13 protein-coding genes and 1 pseudogene are annotated in these 15,153 nt (G+C 70.6%); 10 read left to right on the top strand and 4 right to left on the bottom strand.

Features of this window, described 5'->3' with window-relative positions; genetic code table 11:
* Positions 1-16 precede the first annotated feature (16 nt).
* Positions 17-609 (bottom strand): annotated as a pseudogene (locus tag ACZ7JA_RS12785) (non-oxidative hydroxyarylic acid decarboxylases subunit B).
* A gap of 83 nt (positions 610-692) precedes the next feature.
* Between ACZ7JA_RS12785 and ACZ7JA_RS12780 the strand changes: the two are divergent.
* Together ACZ7JA_RS12780 and ACZ7JA_RS12775 are read left to right on the top strand one after the other, a co-directional pair.
* Positions 693-1,616 carry a helix-turn-helix domain-containing protein gene (locus ACZ7JA_RS12780; RefSeq protein ID WP_450750657.1) on the top strand — a complete coding sequence of 308 codons (924 nt, stop codon included), beginning with the start codon at positions 693-695 and terminating at the stop codon, positions 1,614-1,616.
* 892 nt (positions 1,617-2,508) lie between these two features.
* Complete coding sequence (locus ACZ7JA_RS12775) at positions 2,509-2,922, top strand: SRPBCC family protein (protein ID WP_389297819.1); 414 nt, start codon at positions 2,509-2,511, stop codon at positions 2,920-2,922.
* Positions 2,923-3,083: 161 nt separating this feature from the next.
* Here ACZ7JA_RS12775 and ACZ7JA_RS12770 read toward each other — a convergent pair whose 3' ends face one another.
* Positions 3,084-4,205 (bottom strand): PP2C family protein-serine/threonine phosphatase, encoded by a 1,122-nt coding sequence (locus tag ACZ7JA_RS12770; RefSeq protein WP_470808070.1) that lies wholly within the window; start codon positions 4,203-4,205, stop codon positions 3,084-3,086.
* Positions 4,206-4,345: 140 nt separating this feature from the next.
* A complete protein-coding gene (locus ACZ7JA_RS12765) occupies positions 4,346-5,233 on the bottom strand; it encodes a LysR family transcriptional regulator (protein WP_351663582.1) in 888 nt (295 codons plus the stop codon).
* A gap of 106 nt (positions 5,234-5,339) precedes the next feature.
* On the opposite strand from ACZ7JA_RS12765, the gene ACZ7JA_RS12760 reads away from it, so the two are divergent.
* Both ACZ7JA_RS12760 and ACZ7JA_RS12755 read left to right on the top strand, forming a co-directional pair.
* On the top strand, positions 5,340-6,338 hold the full coding sequence (locus ACZ7JA_RS12760) for an aldo/keto reductase (protein ID WP_389297824.1): 999 nt from the start codon (positions 5,340-5,342) through the stop codon (positions 6,336-6,338).
* A 175-nt stretch (positions 6,339-6,513) separates the two neighbouring features.
* Complete coding sequence (locus ACZ7JA_RS12755) at positions 6,514-7,263, top strand: hypothetical protein (protein ID WP_470808069.1); 750 nt, start codon at positions 6,514-6,516, stop codon at positions 7,261-7,263.
* Between the two features lie 136 nt (positions 7,264-7,399).
* Here ACZ7JA_RS12755 and ACZ7JA_RS12750 read toward each other — a convergent pair whose 3' ends face one another.
* Positions 7,400-8,377, bottom strand: a complete 978-nt coding sequence (locus tag ACZ7JA_RS12750; protein WP_389447395.1) for a GlxA family transcriptional regulator — start codon at positions 8,375-8,377, stop codon at positions 7,400-7,402.
* Positions 8,378-8,512: 135 nt separating this feature from the next.
* On the opposite strand from ACZ7JA_RS12750, the gene ACZ7JA_RS12745 reads away from it, so the two are divergent.
* From ACZ7JA_RS12745 to ACZ7JA_RS12720, 6 genes are all read left to right on the top strand, one after another.
* Positions 8,513-9,151, top strand: coding sequence for an HD domain-containing protein (locus ACZ7JA_RS12745; RefSeq protein WP_351663586.1), 639 nt, complete (start codon positions 8,513-8,515; stop codon positions 9,149-9,151).
* A gap of 148 nt (positions 9,152-9,299) precedes the next feature.
* Positions 9,300-10,220, top strand: coding sequence for an NADP-dependent oxidoreductase (locus ACZ7JA_RS12740; RefSeq protein ID WP_389297831.1), 921 nt, complete (start codon positions 9,300-9,302; stop codon positions 10,218-10,220).
* A 509-nt stretch (positions 10,221-10,729) separates the two neighbouring features.
* A complete protein-coding gene (locus tag ACZ7JA_RS12735) occupies positions 10,730-11,371 on the top strand; it encodes a hypothetical protein (RefSeq protein ID WP_450745369.1) in 642 nt (213 codons plus the stop codon).
* A gap of 168 nt (positions 11,372-11,539) precedes the next feature.
* Complete coding sequence (locus tag ACZ7JA_RS12730) at positions 11,540-12,523, top strand: potassium channel family protein (protein WP_389297834.1); 984 nt, start codon at positions 11,540-11,542, stop codon at positions 12,521-12,523.
* A gap of 303 nt (positions 12,524-12,826) precedes the next feature.
* Positions 12,827-14,263, top strand: a complete 1,437-nt coding sequence (locus tag ACZ7JA_RS12725; RefSeq protein ID WP_470808068.1) for a carotenoid oxygenase family protein — start codon at positions 12,827-12,829, stop codon at positions 14,261-14,263.
* 251 nt (positions 14,264-14,514) lie between these two features.
* Positions 14,515-14,922 (top strand): STAS domain-containing protein, encoded by a 408-nt coding sequence (locus ACZ7JA_RS12720; protein WP_351663590.1) that lies wholly within the window; start codon positions 14,515-14,517, stop codon positions 14,920-14,922.
* Positions 14,923-15,153: the final 231 nt, after the last annotated feature.

Genomic DNA, 15,153 nt, shown 5'->3' with positions numbered 1-15,153 from the left:
ATGATCTGAGGCGGTGTCAGCCGAGGGGCGCCGAGGCGGTCCGGGCCGCGCGCATACCGGCCCAGCGCTTGGCGGCCGGCGCCGGCAGGTCGACTGGTCGAGGATGCGGGTCACGACGTGGTCGACGATGTCGTCGACGGTGCGCGGGTTGTTGTAGAAGGCGGGCATCGGCGGCACCAACTGCACGCCCATGCGGGCCAGATCGAGCATGTTCCGCAAGTGGATCTGGCTCAGCGGTGTTTCCCGCGGAACGAGGACGAGCTTGCGGCGCTCCTTGAGGGTGACGTCGGCGGCGCGGGCCACGAGCCCTTCGGCGTACCCGGCCCCGATGCCGGCCAGAGTCTTCATGGAACAGGGCACGATCACCATGCCGTCGGTGCGGAAGGACCCGGAGGAGATGGTGGCTCCCTGGTCGTCGGGGTGGTGCGTGACGTCGGCGAGCGTGGCCACGTCGGCCGCGGACCGCCCGGTCTCCAGCTCGATGGTGGCGCGCGCCCACCGGGACAGCACCAGATGTGTCTCCACGTCCGGCAGCTCCCTCAGCTGTTCCAGGAGCCGGACACCGAACGGGGCTCCCGTCGCCCCGGTCATTCCCACGACCAACCGCACCGGATCACTCCTCCACGTCGCTGACCTGTGCTTTGACGCTAGACAGCAGTGAGAGGCGGGTGGCGGTATGCTCGGGACTCGCGATGGGGAAAAACGGACAGTCTGAGGTCAGGGACCTGGCCTACACCCCGACCGTGGGGGCCGCGGCCGGGGTCGAGGTGATGGAGCTCGCCGATCTGTACGAGCGCTCGCGCCGTCACGGCAACGACCCCTACACGCCGCTGCGGCCGGCTTTTCACCAGCTGATCGGTGTTCGGGCACGGCCGCTGCGCGTCTGGGTGGACTTCGTCGAGCACGAGCTGCGCCCCGGAGCGTGGCTGTGGATCCGGCCGGGCCAGGTGCAGCGGTTCGGCCCCGACCTGGTGGCGGCGGACGGGGTGGTGGTGCTGTTCCAGCCGGGCTTCCTGCCGCCGGCCACGGTGACGGCGGCGCACATGGACCCGCCGTACGAGCAGCGTCCGACGACACCCGAAGGACCGGCCGTGGAGGGCCTGCAGCGGGCGCTCGACCATCTCGCCTACGAATACCGGGCGATGGCCTCGCTGCCCCTGTCGGTCCACGCCGACGTGCTGCGTGCGCTGCTGTCCGTGCTGGTGGTGCGGCTCGCGCAGGCACGCGGCCCGGTGCCCCGGCCGGCGCCCGCGTCGCAGACGTTCCGCCGCTTCCACGCGGCCGTCGAGCGGGACCACGCGGTGACCCGGCGTGTGGAGGACTACGCGGCGGCACTCGGCTACAACCCGCGCACCCTGACCCGGGCGACGCTCGCAGCGACGGGCCGCACCGCCAAGCAGTACGTCGACGACCGGGTCCTTCTCGAGGCGAAGCGGCTGCTGTGGCACAGCGGCCTCACCGCCAAGGAGGTCGCGGACCGGCTCGGATTCACCGACGCCAGCGACTTCACCAAGTTCTTCCGGCTGCGGACGGACGTGACGCCGGGCGCGTTCCGCGAGGACCTGTCGCCGCGTCAGGCCGAGGCGGGGACCGACCTCGCTCGTACGGAGCCCTGAGGACTCGGGTCGGCCGTCCTGGCGGGAGCGCCGGGACGCTGCGCGCCCGCTCCTGCGCTGCGCCCGCTCGTCCCTCGCTCATCCCTGACGGGGCCGCTGCTGCACAGGACGGACGGGGAAGAGGATGCGACGCTGGATGGGGAGGCAGCGAGTGGCGGTCCGGGTGCGTCTCATCCGGCGCGCGGCCATCTCCTCCGGCCTGCGGGCGGGGAGCACCGCTCACCGACCGCCGCCGGGCGGCGTAACCGCGTGAATCCGGCCGGTTGGGCGAAGGACCGCGCGACCGACGCGGAAGGCGCGCGCGCTCCCCACGCGCGTCGCGCCAGGCCGCCGGTGTCCGCTCCGAGCCGGCTCCCGCACTCATCAAGAGTCGCGTGACCAGCGGGACGGGAGCGAGTACCTGCCGGGTGCCGGCAGTCGATTCGCGTCGAGCCCCGTTTCCGTCCCGAGTGAACAGCCTGGAAAGCTGGTGGTTCTCATGCGCAGTCCGACCCGTGCAGCCGGCGCCTTCACAGCGCTGGCCCTCACTCTCGGCGGTGCGGTCCTCGTCGCCCCCGCGGCCCGGGCGGACATCCCCGCCTGCGCGCAGATGGCCACACAGGCCGGTGCCACCGACACCGACTCCGTAACAGCGGCCTGCAGCCGTGGCGTGGTCGGAGACTTGCAGAGCTGCGTGGCCGGCCTGACCGGGGCCGGAGTGGCGGGCGGCGCCGCGAACGGCGCCTGCCGGGCGGCAGCCCACGAACCGCGATAGGCACCCGCGTCACCGGGCTGCCAGGGCGCGATGACCATGCCCGGACGGACGGACGGCAGTCGACAGTCACTGCGCGAACCGGGCGACGGGACGCATTCCCCGTTTCGGAACGGCCCGCCCCCGGGGACATGGTGGGCTATGGGTGACTACAGCGACAGCATCACGGTGCACGTCCCGCCTGACAGGCTCTTCGCCTACCTGTCCGACGTGCAGCACCTGCCCTCCTACATGCCCCGGCTGACCTCGGCGCGCCCTCACAACGGCGACAAAGTGACCGTCACCGCGCACATCGATCCCCCCGACGCCCCGGAACAGGACGTGACCAGCGAGGCATGGCTGCGTGTCCTCGAGGACGGCAAGAGCCTGGAATGGGGCGCGCCCGGCCCCCATGATTACCACGGCCGGCTGCACGTCGACGACGGTGAGGACGCCGGCACATCCCGCCTGACCGTGGAACTGCACACCGAGCACGCGGAGGGCGAGCACATTGATCATGGCATCCGGGAGGCCCTGAACGGGATCAAGCAAGAGGTCGAGGCCGCTGAAGCCTAGACCTGCGGCGTCCACCCAGGCCCGACCCTTGCCGTGCCACAGGACCCGCTCACCGCGCCCGCCTCAAGACCGATGACGGCTGCCGGTGAGCCATGCGCGACCGGCCCGGCGACAGCGCAGCGCGCACTCAGCAGCCGGTGCCGGCCGGCAACGCGTCTCCTTCAGACGGACAGACGGCGGATCGCGACCACGGCGTCGTCGTCGTCGAGGTGCCCGTGGACGTGGGCCAGCAGGTCGTCGTGGAGCGCGTGCAGGAGTTCGTCGGGGTCGTCCTTCGCCCACTGGGACGTTCGTTCGGTCAACGGGTAGAAGCGGCCGCCGGCATCGCGCGCTTCGATGACGCCGTCCGTGTAGAGGATCAGCAGGTCGCCCGCCGCGAACGGGAACGTCTGGATCTCGTAGGCGGTGAAGCCGAAGGGACCGCCGAATCCGATCGGGAGATGGCTCGCGTCGGGCACGAGAGGGGTGACCCGAGTCCCTCGCAGGAGGAGCGGTGGCGGGTGGCCGCAGCTGATGAGGTGGACGACCGGCTCGTGGTCGGGGATGTCGAGCAGAATCGCGGTGGCGAAGTCCTCGTCGGTGTCCTGCGCCTCCGGTGCACGCCACTGACGGGTGTCCCAGCGGAACGCCGCGTCCAGGTGGACCGCGAGACGGGGCAGGGTGGCCTGCCGATGGGCGGCTGCCCGGAACGCGCCCAGCAGCAGGGCGGCGTTGTTGATCGCGGACAGGCCGTTGCCGCGCACATCGCCGATGAGGAGCCGGGTGCTGTGATGATCGGTCCGCGCAGCCGCGTACAGGTCTCCGCCGAGATCGGCCTCTTCCTCGGCGGGCATGTACAGGCTGGCGATCCGGAGCGGGCCGGTGCGGGCGGGCAGGGGCTGCAGAAGGACGCTCTGCGCCGCCTCGGCGACGGACCGCACCTGGTGCAACTGGCGCTCACGCCGGTCCCGCACCACGCAGATGCCGACACAGACGGCGGAGACGACCATCAGAGCGATGATCTGCGCCTGGATGTTGGCGGTGGACAGGACCCCTCTCAGCACACCGATGACGACCTGGGCCGCCACCGCGAGCGCTCCCATCAGCGCCGTCACGCGGGCCCCGGCGAACGCCACCGTGATCGCCGGCGCCGCCACCAGCAGGGGCCCGAGATGGATGTGCGGCGGAGCGAGCACATCCACGACGCACACCGTGACGATCAGCCCCAGAGGGATCACCATCAGCGCGGGCGCGTGACCCGGCCACCAGGACAGGCGGGCGTCCCGCCACGGTCGCAAAGCCATGCCCCAAGCCTTCCACCCGCCACTCCCTGCGGGAACGCGCCGCTCCGCAGTGCGGGTGCTGCACGGGCCGTTCGAAATGCAACCACGTGCTGCGCTGATCAGCGCGGACCGTCCGGCAAGCTCGGCACGCGGCCGCTTCCTCAACTGTTCGACGCCGAGCGGCCGTGTCTGGTCAGGGCGGCAACCAGTTCCGTCACCTGCGGCCGGTGGTCGTCGGCGCGCCAGGCGATGGCCAGCTCGGCCTCGGGCAGTCCCCGCACCGGCCGGTAAACGAGGTCGGGGCGCTGGTACAGGCCGACATTGCCCTCTGCGATCAGCACCACGCCCTGTCCGGAGACCACCGCTTCGAAGACCTCGTCGGAGCTTCCGGCCTCCGCGCCGATCCGCGGCTCTCGGCCGGCGCGGGCCGCGGTCGCCAGCCAGAAGTCCCGCAGTGGACCCGCACTGCGGGGGAGGGCGACGAACGGCTCGTCGGCGAGCTCGGCGAAGTCGACTTCTGGCTGGTCAGCCAGGCGATGGCCGGCGGGCAACGCCACCCAGAGGCGCTCCCGTGCCAGGGTCCGGGTCGCGAAGTCCCTGCCAGGCAGCGGCAGCCAGACGAACGCCAGATCGGAACCGCCGTCGGCCAGACCCGCACTCGGGTCCTCCCAAGCCACCAGCCGCAGCGTGATCTGCCAGCCGCGCTCCCGGAAGCCGCTGAGCACATCGCGCTGCACGTCCCGGCCGACAGCCGTCTGCATCCCCACCGTGAGTGCGACAGCGGGCCCGGCCGTCCGTGCCGTCCTCAGCGCGTCCCGCCAGGCCGCCAACAACTCCCGGGCCCGGGGAAGCAACGCCTCCCCCTGGGCGGTGAGTGCCAACTGGGTGGGGCGCCGGTCGAACAGCTGGAAGCCCAGCTGTCGCTCCAGCACCCGGATCTGCTTCGACAGCGCCGGCTGGGAGACATAGAGCCGTTCCGCCGCCCGGGTGAAGTGCAGTTCCTCGGCCACGGTGACGAAATACCTGAGGTCGCGCAGGTGGACATCCATAGCCAATGGTTATAGCCGAGGGTCTTGGACGTGCCGGCCGGCAGCGCCGGATCCTGGAGTACGGCCGAGCTCCCGGCCGGCGAATCCACTCCACAGGAGAGACCCCATGACCACGTTGCCCACACGCCACCTCGCGAGCCTGGAAACCTCCGCGATCGGATTCGGCGCGATGGTCCTGTCACCCGGCATGTACGGGGAGATCGACGACCGCCGCGCGGTCGCCGCCCTGCACGCCGCCCTCGACGAGGGCGCCACGCTGATCGACACGGCCGACGGCTACGGCCCCGACGGCCACAACGAACGGATCGTCGGCCAGGCGTTGCGCGGGCGACGCGAGGAGGTGACAGTCGCCACCAAGTTCGGATTCCGCATCCCCGACGGCGCGCAGGCGCATCGCTTCCCGGTCGCCTACGCCTTCGGCGAGCTTGCCGTCAACGCCGAGCCGAAGCATGTGCGCGGCTACGCCGAGCAATCGCTGCGAAACCTCGGCACAGACGCCATCGACCTGTACTACCCCCACTTCCCCGACCCGGAAGTACCACTGGAGGACACCGTCGGCGCCATCGCCGACCTGATCTCCGACGGGCTGGTCCGCCACCTCGGCCTATCCAACGTCACCGCGGACCAGCTGCGCAGGGCCCACGCCGTCCATCCCGTCGCCGCCGTCCAGGTCCAGTGGTCGATGTGGCAGCCCATCGACCCGGACCTGCACGCAACCGCCCGCGAACTCGGCGTCGGCATCGCCGCCTGGAGCCCACTCGGCGGCGGCTTCCTCACCGGAACCGTCCAGAACGTTGCCGAGGACGACTTCCGCCGCAACCTCCCGCGCTTCGACTCGGCCAACCTCAAGACGAACTACGACCGCTACGCCCCACTGCGCGGCATCGCCGCCGACCTCGGACTCACCCCCGCCCAGCTGGCCCTGGCCTGGCTGCTCCACCAGGACGAGCATGTCGTTCCCCTGCCCGGCAGCCGGACCCCGGCCCACATCGCCGAGAATCTGGCTGCGGCTCGAGTGCACCTGCACCCGGACACCTTGGGCCGCATCGACGAGGCGCTGAAGCGGTTCGTCCCCGAGGGCGCCGGCGCCCTGCTCGGCGACTGAGACCACTGCCTAGCCGCCGGCACGTGATGACACGGGGCCGGGCGATCGCCGCATCCTCGGTCGCACCACAGTCGAGGTTCGTGAGCACGGGAGGCAGCCGATCCTGGGCGTTACTCGGGTGAAGGTGAGTGCGAGCGCTCATGTGGGGGTGATCAGCTTCCGGCATGTTGCGTACATGCGATCAACATCCCTCTCGAAGCCCGTTCTGGTGGCCGCGCTCGGCTGCTTGGTGTTGTCCGGCTGTGGCACTCAGAAGACCGCCACGGATCAAACCTCCGCAGGCAGTGCGGTCTCCGCGGCGACCACCCAGGGCACCCGGCACGACGATCCGCAAATGCGGTTCCTTCAGCTGATCACCCGCATCACGCTGGGCTGCGCCCCGGACCGCCCGAACGACAAGGGCGATGGTGCCGTGCCCAAGCCAGAGGACCTGCCTGGTGCGGAGGAAGGGCCCACACAGAGATACGGGCCGAGCGAGACCCCGCCGGGTGCCCCGAACGCCGACGGCGACATACCCGTTCCCCTCCCTTCGGATGCTCCCCGGCCGCCCGAGTCGACGCCGTCCCCCGCCGAGCCCGAGTCGCTCAAGGAAGTGCCGCTGACCGGCATCGAGAAGTACAGCGGCAGGGAGCACGCGGAGCGCATCAGCGAGGCTTTCAGGGCCACGAGGAGGACCAGCTATGAGGCGATGCGTAGGAGGCTCATGAGCCTGGACTACCCGGCGTCGCGCATTCACCGGATGCCGAACCATTCGGGTGCGCCGCGGGCCAGGCTCGACCTGCACTTCATGGGCGGCAACCTGGCATTGGAGATCACCGGTACCAGCAGCGGGGTGATCGTCGAAGCGTTCGGTGCTCCGGAGACCGACGACGTGAAGGTGGTCGACGTGCGACGGAAGCCGAAGCCGGACGCGCCCACGTCCTGACCGAATCACACGGGAGCACGCAAGGGTCGTGGGCCGCCTTCTGCCCTGCCGGAGCAACCTAGGGACTTCACTGCGACACACTGCGACGCGATCGACGGGTGCCCTGCCCTGGGGATCCCCCCCGCCGCGCTCGGTTTCACCCCTCGGACGGCTCGCGCCGGGCGGTGGCGAACCGGCGCTGGTAGGCGGCCGGGCTGATGGCCAGCTCCCGCGTGAACACGCGGCGGAGGCTCTCGTAGCTCGGGAACCCGGACATGGCCGCCGTCTGTGTCGCGGTGTGTCCCTGATCGAGCAGCGACTTCGCGATACCGAAACGGATCGACTCGACGTACCGGGCGGGCGTGGTGCCCAACTCCTCACGGAACAGCCTGGTGAGGTGCCGTGTGCTGACGTTGAGCCGCCGGGCGAGTCCGGCCAGGGAGTAGTCGCCGGCGGGATCCGCGGTGACGAGGTCGACGACCCGGCGCAGAGCGGGGGAGCGGGGCGGCGGGCCCTGCAGCGGTGCGGAGAACTGCGACTGCCCGCCCGCGCGTTGCAGATAGACCACCAGGGAGCGGGCCACCTCCCGGCTGATGTCGGGGCCGTGGTCCTCCTCGACGAGAGCGAGCGCCAGGTCGATGCCCGCGGAGACACCCGCCGACGTGTACGTGTTGCCGTCGCGCACATAGATGGCGTCGGGCTCGACATGTGTCCTCGGGTGCCGGGCGGTGAGCTCGGCCGCGATCTTCCAGTGGGTGGTCGCCCGTTTGCCGTCCAGGAGACCCGATGCGCCGAGCACGAAGGCGCCGGAACACACGGAGGTGATCCGGCCGGCCCGGGCCGCGAGGTTCCTCGCCGCTTCGGCCAGCTCACGAGGGACGGGCGTCCTGGGGTGGACGTCACCGCCCGGCATCAGGAACGTGTCGGGGTCCGGCTGTGCGGCGGCACTGCCTTCCACGGCGATCCGCAGTCCCATCGATGTGGTGACCTCGGTGCCCTTCGGTGACACAAGGGCGATCCGGTAGTCGGCGCCGAGCAGGTTCGCCTCCCCGAAGACCTCGGCTGGACCGGCGACGTCCAGCAGTTTCACGCCGTCGTGGACGAGGATCGTCACCCGATGCGGGCCCGGGCTCACTGGCCCATCCTGAGATGACTGGATTCGAGTGGTTCATGGCCCGACCGAGGCGGCGCCATGGGCCGTGCGGTCGGCACCGTGGAGGACGGACACACGGTCCACTCGTAACAGATCGCATCGGAGAACACAGTCACCATGACGGACATCATCGCAGGCGTGGAAATACCCGAGACGTCGGCCGTCGCACAGGCCACGCAATTCGTTCGGGACAGGACCAGCCCGCTGATCTTCCACCACTCCCGGCGTGTATTCCTCTTCGCCGCACTCCACGCCCCCGCGTTCGATCTGCGACCCGATCCGGAGCTGCTCTACATCTCGGCGATGTTCCACGACGTGGGCCTTGTGCTTCCCTTCTCCGCAACGCAGCAGCGTTTCGAACTCGACGGCGCCGACCACGCACGGACATTCCTGCTCGACCGCGGATTCTCGGAGGACGCGGCCGACGTGGTGTGGCGGGCCATCGCCCTGCACACCTCACCCGGGATCCCCGGCCGCATGGAGCCCGAGGTCGCCGCGACGAACTACGGCGTGCTGACCGACGCGGTCGGCTGGGGGCTGGACGGCCTGGAGAGCGACCGGCTGGACGAGATCGTCGCCGCTCATCCGCGCGGTGACTTCAAAAAGGAATTCCTGCAGGCGTTCGTCGACGGCCTCAGGGACCGGCCGGACACCACCTACGGGACCGTCAACGCGGACGTCCTGGAGCACTTCGTTCCCGATTTCCACCGTACGTCGATGGTGCAGCGGATCATGGACTCTCCGTGGCCGCGCTGACGCGAACGCGTGCCGGCGATCGCCGTGATCACGCTGATGCGAACGCTTCCCCTCCTCTCCGCGAAACGCATCAGGATTTCGCCCTCCGTATGAATTCGAATTCGCCCGCGGACGTAGAAGAAGACACCTCAGCAAGAAAGGAGCGCTCGTGCGCGCCATAACCGTCCGGGACCGCCAGGCAGGAATCACGGGGCTGATCCTCGAGGACCTGGCCCCTCCCCACGCCGCCGAGAACGACGTCGTTCTGCGGGTGCACGCCGCCGGCTTCACCCGCGGGGAGCTCGACTGGCCCGCGACCTGGACCGACCGCGCCGGCCGCGACCGCACCCCCAGCGTGCCGGGCCACGAGGTCTCGGGGGTGGTGACGGAACTCGGGTACGGGACGACCGGCCTCACCATCGGTCAGCGCGTGTTCGGACTGACCGACTGGACCCGCGACGGCGCGCTCGCCGAGTACGTCGCCGTGGAGGCCCGGAACCTCGCGCCGCTGCCTGCCGACATAGACCACACACTGGCGGCAGCACTGCCCGTCTCCGGCCTGACCGCCTGGCAGGCCCTGTTCGACCACGCCCGGCTCACCGCCGGCCAGACCGTCCTGATCCACGGCGCCGCGGGCGGAGTAGGCTCGATCGCAGTCCAGCTCGCCCACGAAGCGGGAGCCCGTGTCGTCGGCACCGGCCGCTCCGCCGACCGGGACACCGTGCTCGACCTGGGCGCTCACGCGTTCCTCGACCTGGGGGCCGACCGGTGGGAGGAGGCCGGTCAGGTCGACGTCGTCTTCGACGTGATCGGAGGCGAGATCCTCGACCGCTCCGCCGCCCTGGTACGCGCCGGCGGCACGCTCGTCACCATCGCCCATCCGCCCACCGTGCGCCCGGACGACGGTCGGGCCCTCTTCTTCGTCGTGGAACCCGACCGCGACCGCCTCGGCGACCTCGCCCAGCGTCTGCGGGACGGCCGGCTGCGGGTGCGGGTCGGAGCGGTCCGGCCGCTCGCCGAAGCGGTCGACGCCCTCACCACCAAGCAGCGCGTCCCCGGCCGCACGATCATCCGCGTCGCCGAGGACTGAGCGCGACCAGGAGAGCACCGAGCCGGCGCCGGGCCGGCAGCGCCGGCGGCGAGGGCCCGTCGGGAGCGCACGGGAATGTCGCGCGGTCCGGCGCGGTTGTGCATGTCGTGATCGTGGAGGGGACAGTGTCCCCGGGCCTCACCCATCGCATGCAGGGACGATCGTTCGGCTGAAGCCCTGCATCGCCTTTCGCCGCGTAGGCGACCGCCCTTCACGATCATGGCTGTGACTGTGGCCCGGCCTTGAGGTCCGGGCCACAGGTCTGTCCGCGACCGGACCGCTCACGCCCGGCAGCACTTCCACCCGGACCGCAAAGCCGCGGGCACTGGTAGCGGGCATCGGGGTACATGCTGAAGGTGCGCGGCGGCGGGCATTGCACAGGGACGCCAGGCGCCGCGCGCTGTCTGTGGCAACGAGCGGAAGAGCGGGCGGATATGGCGCGTACGCGGGCACAGGCGAGTACCAGGCATCCGAGGCATGAGCGCAGGGGAGAGGCACGGCTTCCGGCGGTGGTCGCCACCCTCATCGCGATCGCCCTGTACCTGGTGCTGCCGCAACAGCTGCTGATCGCTCCTCGCTACGTGCTGCCCGCCCTGGAATGCCTGCTGCTCATCCCGCTCATCGCGATCAATCCGAAACGGCTGACCCGGCAGACGAAGACGTTCCGCGTGCTGTCGCTGACGCTCGTGGGCGTCATCGCGGTCAGCAATCTCGTGGCGCTGGCCATCCTCATCCATGAACTGCTCTACGCGGGGGTGAAGGACGGCCGGTCCCTGCTGGTGGCCGCACTGCAGGTGTGGCTCACCAACATCATCGTCTTCGGGCTGGCGTACTGGGAGCTGGACAGGGGCGGCCCGGTCAGCCGCACCCAGGCACCCCGCTCCGCCCTGCCCCTGGCCGACTTCCGCTTCTCCCAGGACGAGAACGACGACGCCGTCCAGGAAGTCGCCGACGGCGCCAGTGCCACCTCGGACTGGGTCCCCACACTGATGGACTACCTGTACGTGTCCACCACCAACTCCACCGCCTTCAGCCCGACCGACACGATGCCGCTGTCGATCCGGGCCAAGGCCATGATGGGCATCCAGAGCATCTCCGCGCTCCTGACCTCGCTCCTGGTGATCGCCCGAGCCGTCAGCATCCTGCACTGAGGCGCCGCGCACCGGTGGCGCATCCCCTTCGCCCCCACGGCGTGCGGCCCTCACGGCGTGCAAGCACCGCACGTTCGGCGTACCCCGCCCGTCCTCAGGGCGCCGCTCCGTGTTGCTCCCCGATGCCCGGTGAGGACACTGAAGACAAGGCGAGGGGCAGGAGGTGCTGTGTGGCCGTCACGCGGTACGGGGCGGCGGGTACTCCTGGCGGCGTTCGCCCTCCTGGCCCTGCTCGCATCCGGCATCGGCGGGTTCTCGCTGCTGGGGTTCCCACTGCCGGACGCCGTCTACATGACGGTGATGACGCTGACCACGGAAGGGTTCTCCGGCGCCGACCGGCTCACCGAGGCCGGCAAGCTCTTCACCGCCGCCCTGGCGGTGGTGGGTGTCGCGGTCTTCGTCGCGGTCCTGGGGCTGATCGGGACGGCGCTGGTGGAAGGACGGTTCGGGCCTGCGGGAAGGAAGCGACGCATGCAGCATCGCATCGACGCGCTGCGCGACCACTTCATCGTCTGCGCCTACGGGCGGGTCGGCCAGGCCGTGGCCCGCGAGTTCCAGGCCGAGGGCGTCCCCTTCGTCATGATCGAGAACAAGGCCGACCTGGAAGAGCAGTTGCAGCGTGAGCGTGTGCCCTACCTGATCGGCAACGCCGCCTCCGAGCAGGTGCTGCGCCGCGCGGGCATCGACCATGCACGTGGTCTGGTCTGCGCGGTGGACTCGGACGCCGAGAACGTCTACATCACCCTGATCGCCCACTCCCTCAATCCCTCCCTGGCCATCGTCTCGCGCGCCTCGGAGGCGGCGTCGGCCGAACGCCTCACCCATGCCGGCGCCAGCAGCGTGGTCTCTCCGTACATCACCAGCGGCCGGCGGATGGCTCTGCTGGCGGTCCGCCCGCACGTGGTGGACTTCCTGGAGTTCACCCGGGCCGGCAGCTCCGACGTCCGGATCGAGGAGATCCGCGTCGATGCCGGCTCACGCCTGGTGGGCCGGCCCCTGCGCCAGGCCTGCGGGGGAGCGCTGCCCCTGCTGATCCGCCGCGCCGACGGCTCGCTGGAGCCCCACCCTGATCCCGAGACCGCCGTACAGGCCGGCGACACCATGATCGTGTTCGGTGACCCCGGCGCCCTGCGCCCCATCGAGGACGACTAGACGAAGCCGGCCATGGGGAGTCCCGGTAGCCGGGGGAGGGCTGCTGACTCGCCGCTTTCTGACTCGCCGCTTTCCTCGTGGCTCCTCGGGACGCGCGGGTGGCCTTAGCCGCGGGAGAACCAGGTGGCGGCGGCGAGGTCGAGGGCCCAATGCCTCGGCTGCGTTGCGGGACCTGGACGCGCGCCGTGACCGCGCGTTCGCTGCTGCGTCCGGGGTCGGCCCGAGTGGCAGGGGGCCAGGACCGGTATTTGACTGATCAGGTGCCTGCACTCCGTCTGGGGAGGATCCCATGAGGAGGATCCCATGACGCCTGCCGCCGCCTTCGATCCGACGCGCGTAGCCCACCTCACCGGTCGCTTCGCCCCGGTCACGGAGGAAGTCGACGCGGTGGACCTGGAGGTCACCGGGGAGTTGCCGGACGAGCTGGACGGCGTGTACCTGCGCAACGGCCCCAACCCGCGCTTCACCCCGATCGGCAGCTATCTGTATCCGCTGGACGGCGACGGCATGATCCACGGCGTCTGGCTGTCGGCCCGGCGTGCCCGCTACCGCAACCGCTTCGTCCGCACCCCCTCGATGATCGCCGAGGAAAGCGCCGGGCGGGCACTGTGGGGCGGTCTGCAATCCATGATCCTGCCCGGTGCGGAAGAGGTCGGCGACGTGCTCGCGCACACCTTCAAGCCGCTGCCCGACATCAACGTCGTACAGCACGCCGGCCGCCTGCTCGCCCTCGCCGAGTCCGACTGCCCGTTCCGGATGAGCCCCGGGCTCGACACCCTCGGCAAGGAGACCTTCGACGGGCAACTGCCGGCCGGCATCACCGCCCACCCCAAGATCGATCCCGTGACCGGTGAGATGGCCGTCTTCTGCTACGGCCTGGAGCCGCCGTACCTGACGTGGGCGGTGATCGGCCCGGACGGCGTCCTCCGGCAGGGCCCCACCGCCGTCGAGGGCATCGCGGAACCGCAGATGATCCACGACATGGCCCTCACCCGCCGCCATGTCGTCCTGGTGCTGGCCCCGGCCTTCTTCGACATCGAGGCGGCCATGAGCGGCGGCTCCTTCGTCGCGTGGCGCCCGGAGCGCGGCACGCGCATCGCGCTGATCCCCCGCGACGGCGGTCCCGTCGGCTGGGCCGACGACGAGGCGTTCTGGCTGTGGCACACGGTCAACGCCTACGAAGACCCCGACGACGGACGCGTGATCCTCGACTATGTGCAGTGGCCGGCCCTCACCCTCGGCCCGGGCTCCCCTGACGGCAGGCCCCGGGAGAGCGGGCACCACGGACTGACGCGGGCCGTCATCGACCCGGCCGCCGGCACCGTGGCACGCACACGCCTGGATGACGCACGGGTGGAGTTGCCCCGCATCGACGACCGCCTCCTGACCGGCCCCCATCAGCGGCTCGCGGTGGCCGCGGACAGCGGTCGCGTCGGCGGTCTGCTGCCCGGCGAGTACGACGCGCTGCGCCGGTACGACATCCGCGGCACCGGAGTCGCCGCGCAATCCTGGAACGCCGGTGCCCTGTCCGTCGGCGAGCCCGTCTTCGCGCCGGTGCCGGGCACGCGCGGCGGCGAGCGCGGCTACTGGCTGACCTTCGCCACCGACCGGACCGACAGCACCAGTTGGTTCCTCGTCCTGCCGGCGGAGGATTTCGCTCAAGGGCCGGTCGCCCGCGTCCGCATCCCGGTCCGCGTCCCGCTCGGCCTGCACGGCACCTGGCTGCCCACCGAGGAGTGACGCGGTCGCGGCGCGGCGGCCACCGAACACCTCCCGCAGCGCGGCAACCGACCGCTGAACACCGCGAGCACCGGGCCCCGCGAGGGGGCGTCGAAGCCTCGAAACGCGAGGAAGGAGTCCACGCTGAGCGCGCCCGGCCGGCTCGGCGCCGAGTGTTCGAGATCACCGCGCGGCCGGGCCCGGCGGGAAATGAACGTCGCCGGACGGGGTAGTTGGGCTGCTGCCGTGTAAGGCCCGTCTGAGGAGAACTTGTGAGCGAACCAGCAGGTCTGGGTGTCGAGGTGGCCGTGATCAGCTCCGACGCCGCGATCATCACCGTGAGTGGAGAGCTCGACGCCGACATCGGCCTCGTCCTTCAGCACCAGTTGGCCGGCCAGGTGGTGCACGGACGACGTCACCTGGTGCTGGACCTGGCGAACGTGCCGTTCATGGACTCCTCCGGGCTGCGTGTCATCGTGCGGACCGTCAACGAGATGCGGAACGTCGACGGATCCGTATCTCTGGCCGCGCCCAGCGAAGTGGTACGACGTGTGCTCGACCTGACCGGGGTCGGTATGACCTGCCGGATATTCGACACCGCGGACGCGGCCTGTGAGGCCCTGCTCGGCCGGAAGGACGAGGAGCCTGATCGCGTAGCGCGCGACACGGCGCATCGATAGCGAAACCACGTCAGCGGCGCCGCTGTTCGGGGCGGCCACTTGACCGCCGACTTCCTCGCTTGCGTCCGGGCCGATCAGCATCTGCCGGTGTCGCAGTGTGCCATGGATCCGACTCAGTCGGTGATCGGTGAGCTGGTGATCAACGCCCACAGGTACGCGCCCGGCCGGACGTTCAGGCCTACGCCGATTGGACGACCGGCCGCCCCCTTCTCAACTGCTCGAATCTCACGC

Source organism: Streptomyces sp. NPDC038135 (genome assembly GCF_055601245.1).
This window is presented reverse-complemented; position numbering and strand designations above follow the sequence as displayed.

Bases quoted from the DNA above. Each gene is read 5' to 3' on its own strand.
- ACZ7JA_RS12780 (WP_450750657.1), top strand. From the start codon at position 693: ATGGGGAAAAACGGACAGTCTGAGGTCAGGGACCTGGCCTACACCCCG.
- ACZ7JA_RS12775 (WP_389297819.1), top strand. From the start codon at position 2,509: ATGGGTGACTACAGCGACAGCATCACGGTGCACGTCCCGCCTGACAGG.
- ACZ7JA_RS12770 (WP_470808070.1), bottom strand. From the start codon at position 4,205: ATGGCTTTGCGACCGTGGCGGGACGCCCGCCTGTCCTGGTGGCCGGGT.
- ACZ7JA_RS12765 (WP_351663582.1), bottom strand. From the start codon at position 5,233: ATGGATGTCCACCTGCGCGACCTCAGGTATTTCGTCACCGTGGCCGAG.
- ACZ7JA_RS12760 (WP_389297824.1), top strand. From the start codon at position 5,340: ATGACCACGTTGCCCACACGCCACCTCGCGAGCCTGGAAACCTCCGCG.
- ACZ7JA_RS12755 (WP_470808069.1), top strand. From the start codon at position 6,514: ATGCGATCAACATCCCTCTCGAAGCCCGTTCTGGTGGCCGCGCTCGGC.
- ACZ7JA_RS12745 (WP_351663586.1), top strand. From the start codon at position 8,513: ATGACGGACATCATCGCAGGCGTGGAAATACCCGAGACGTCGGCCGTC.
- ACZ7JA_RS12725 (WP_470808068.1), top strand. From the start codon at position 12,827: ATGACGCCTGCCGCCGCCTTCGATCCGACGCGCGTAGCCCACCTCACC.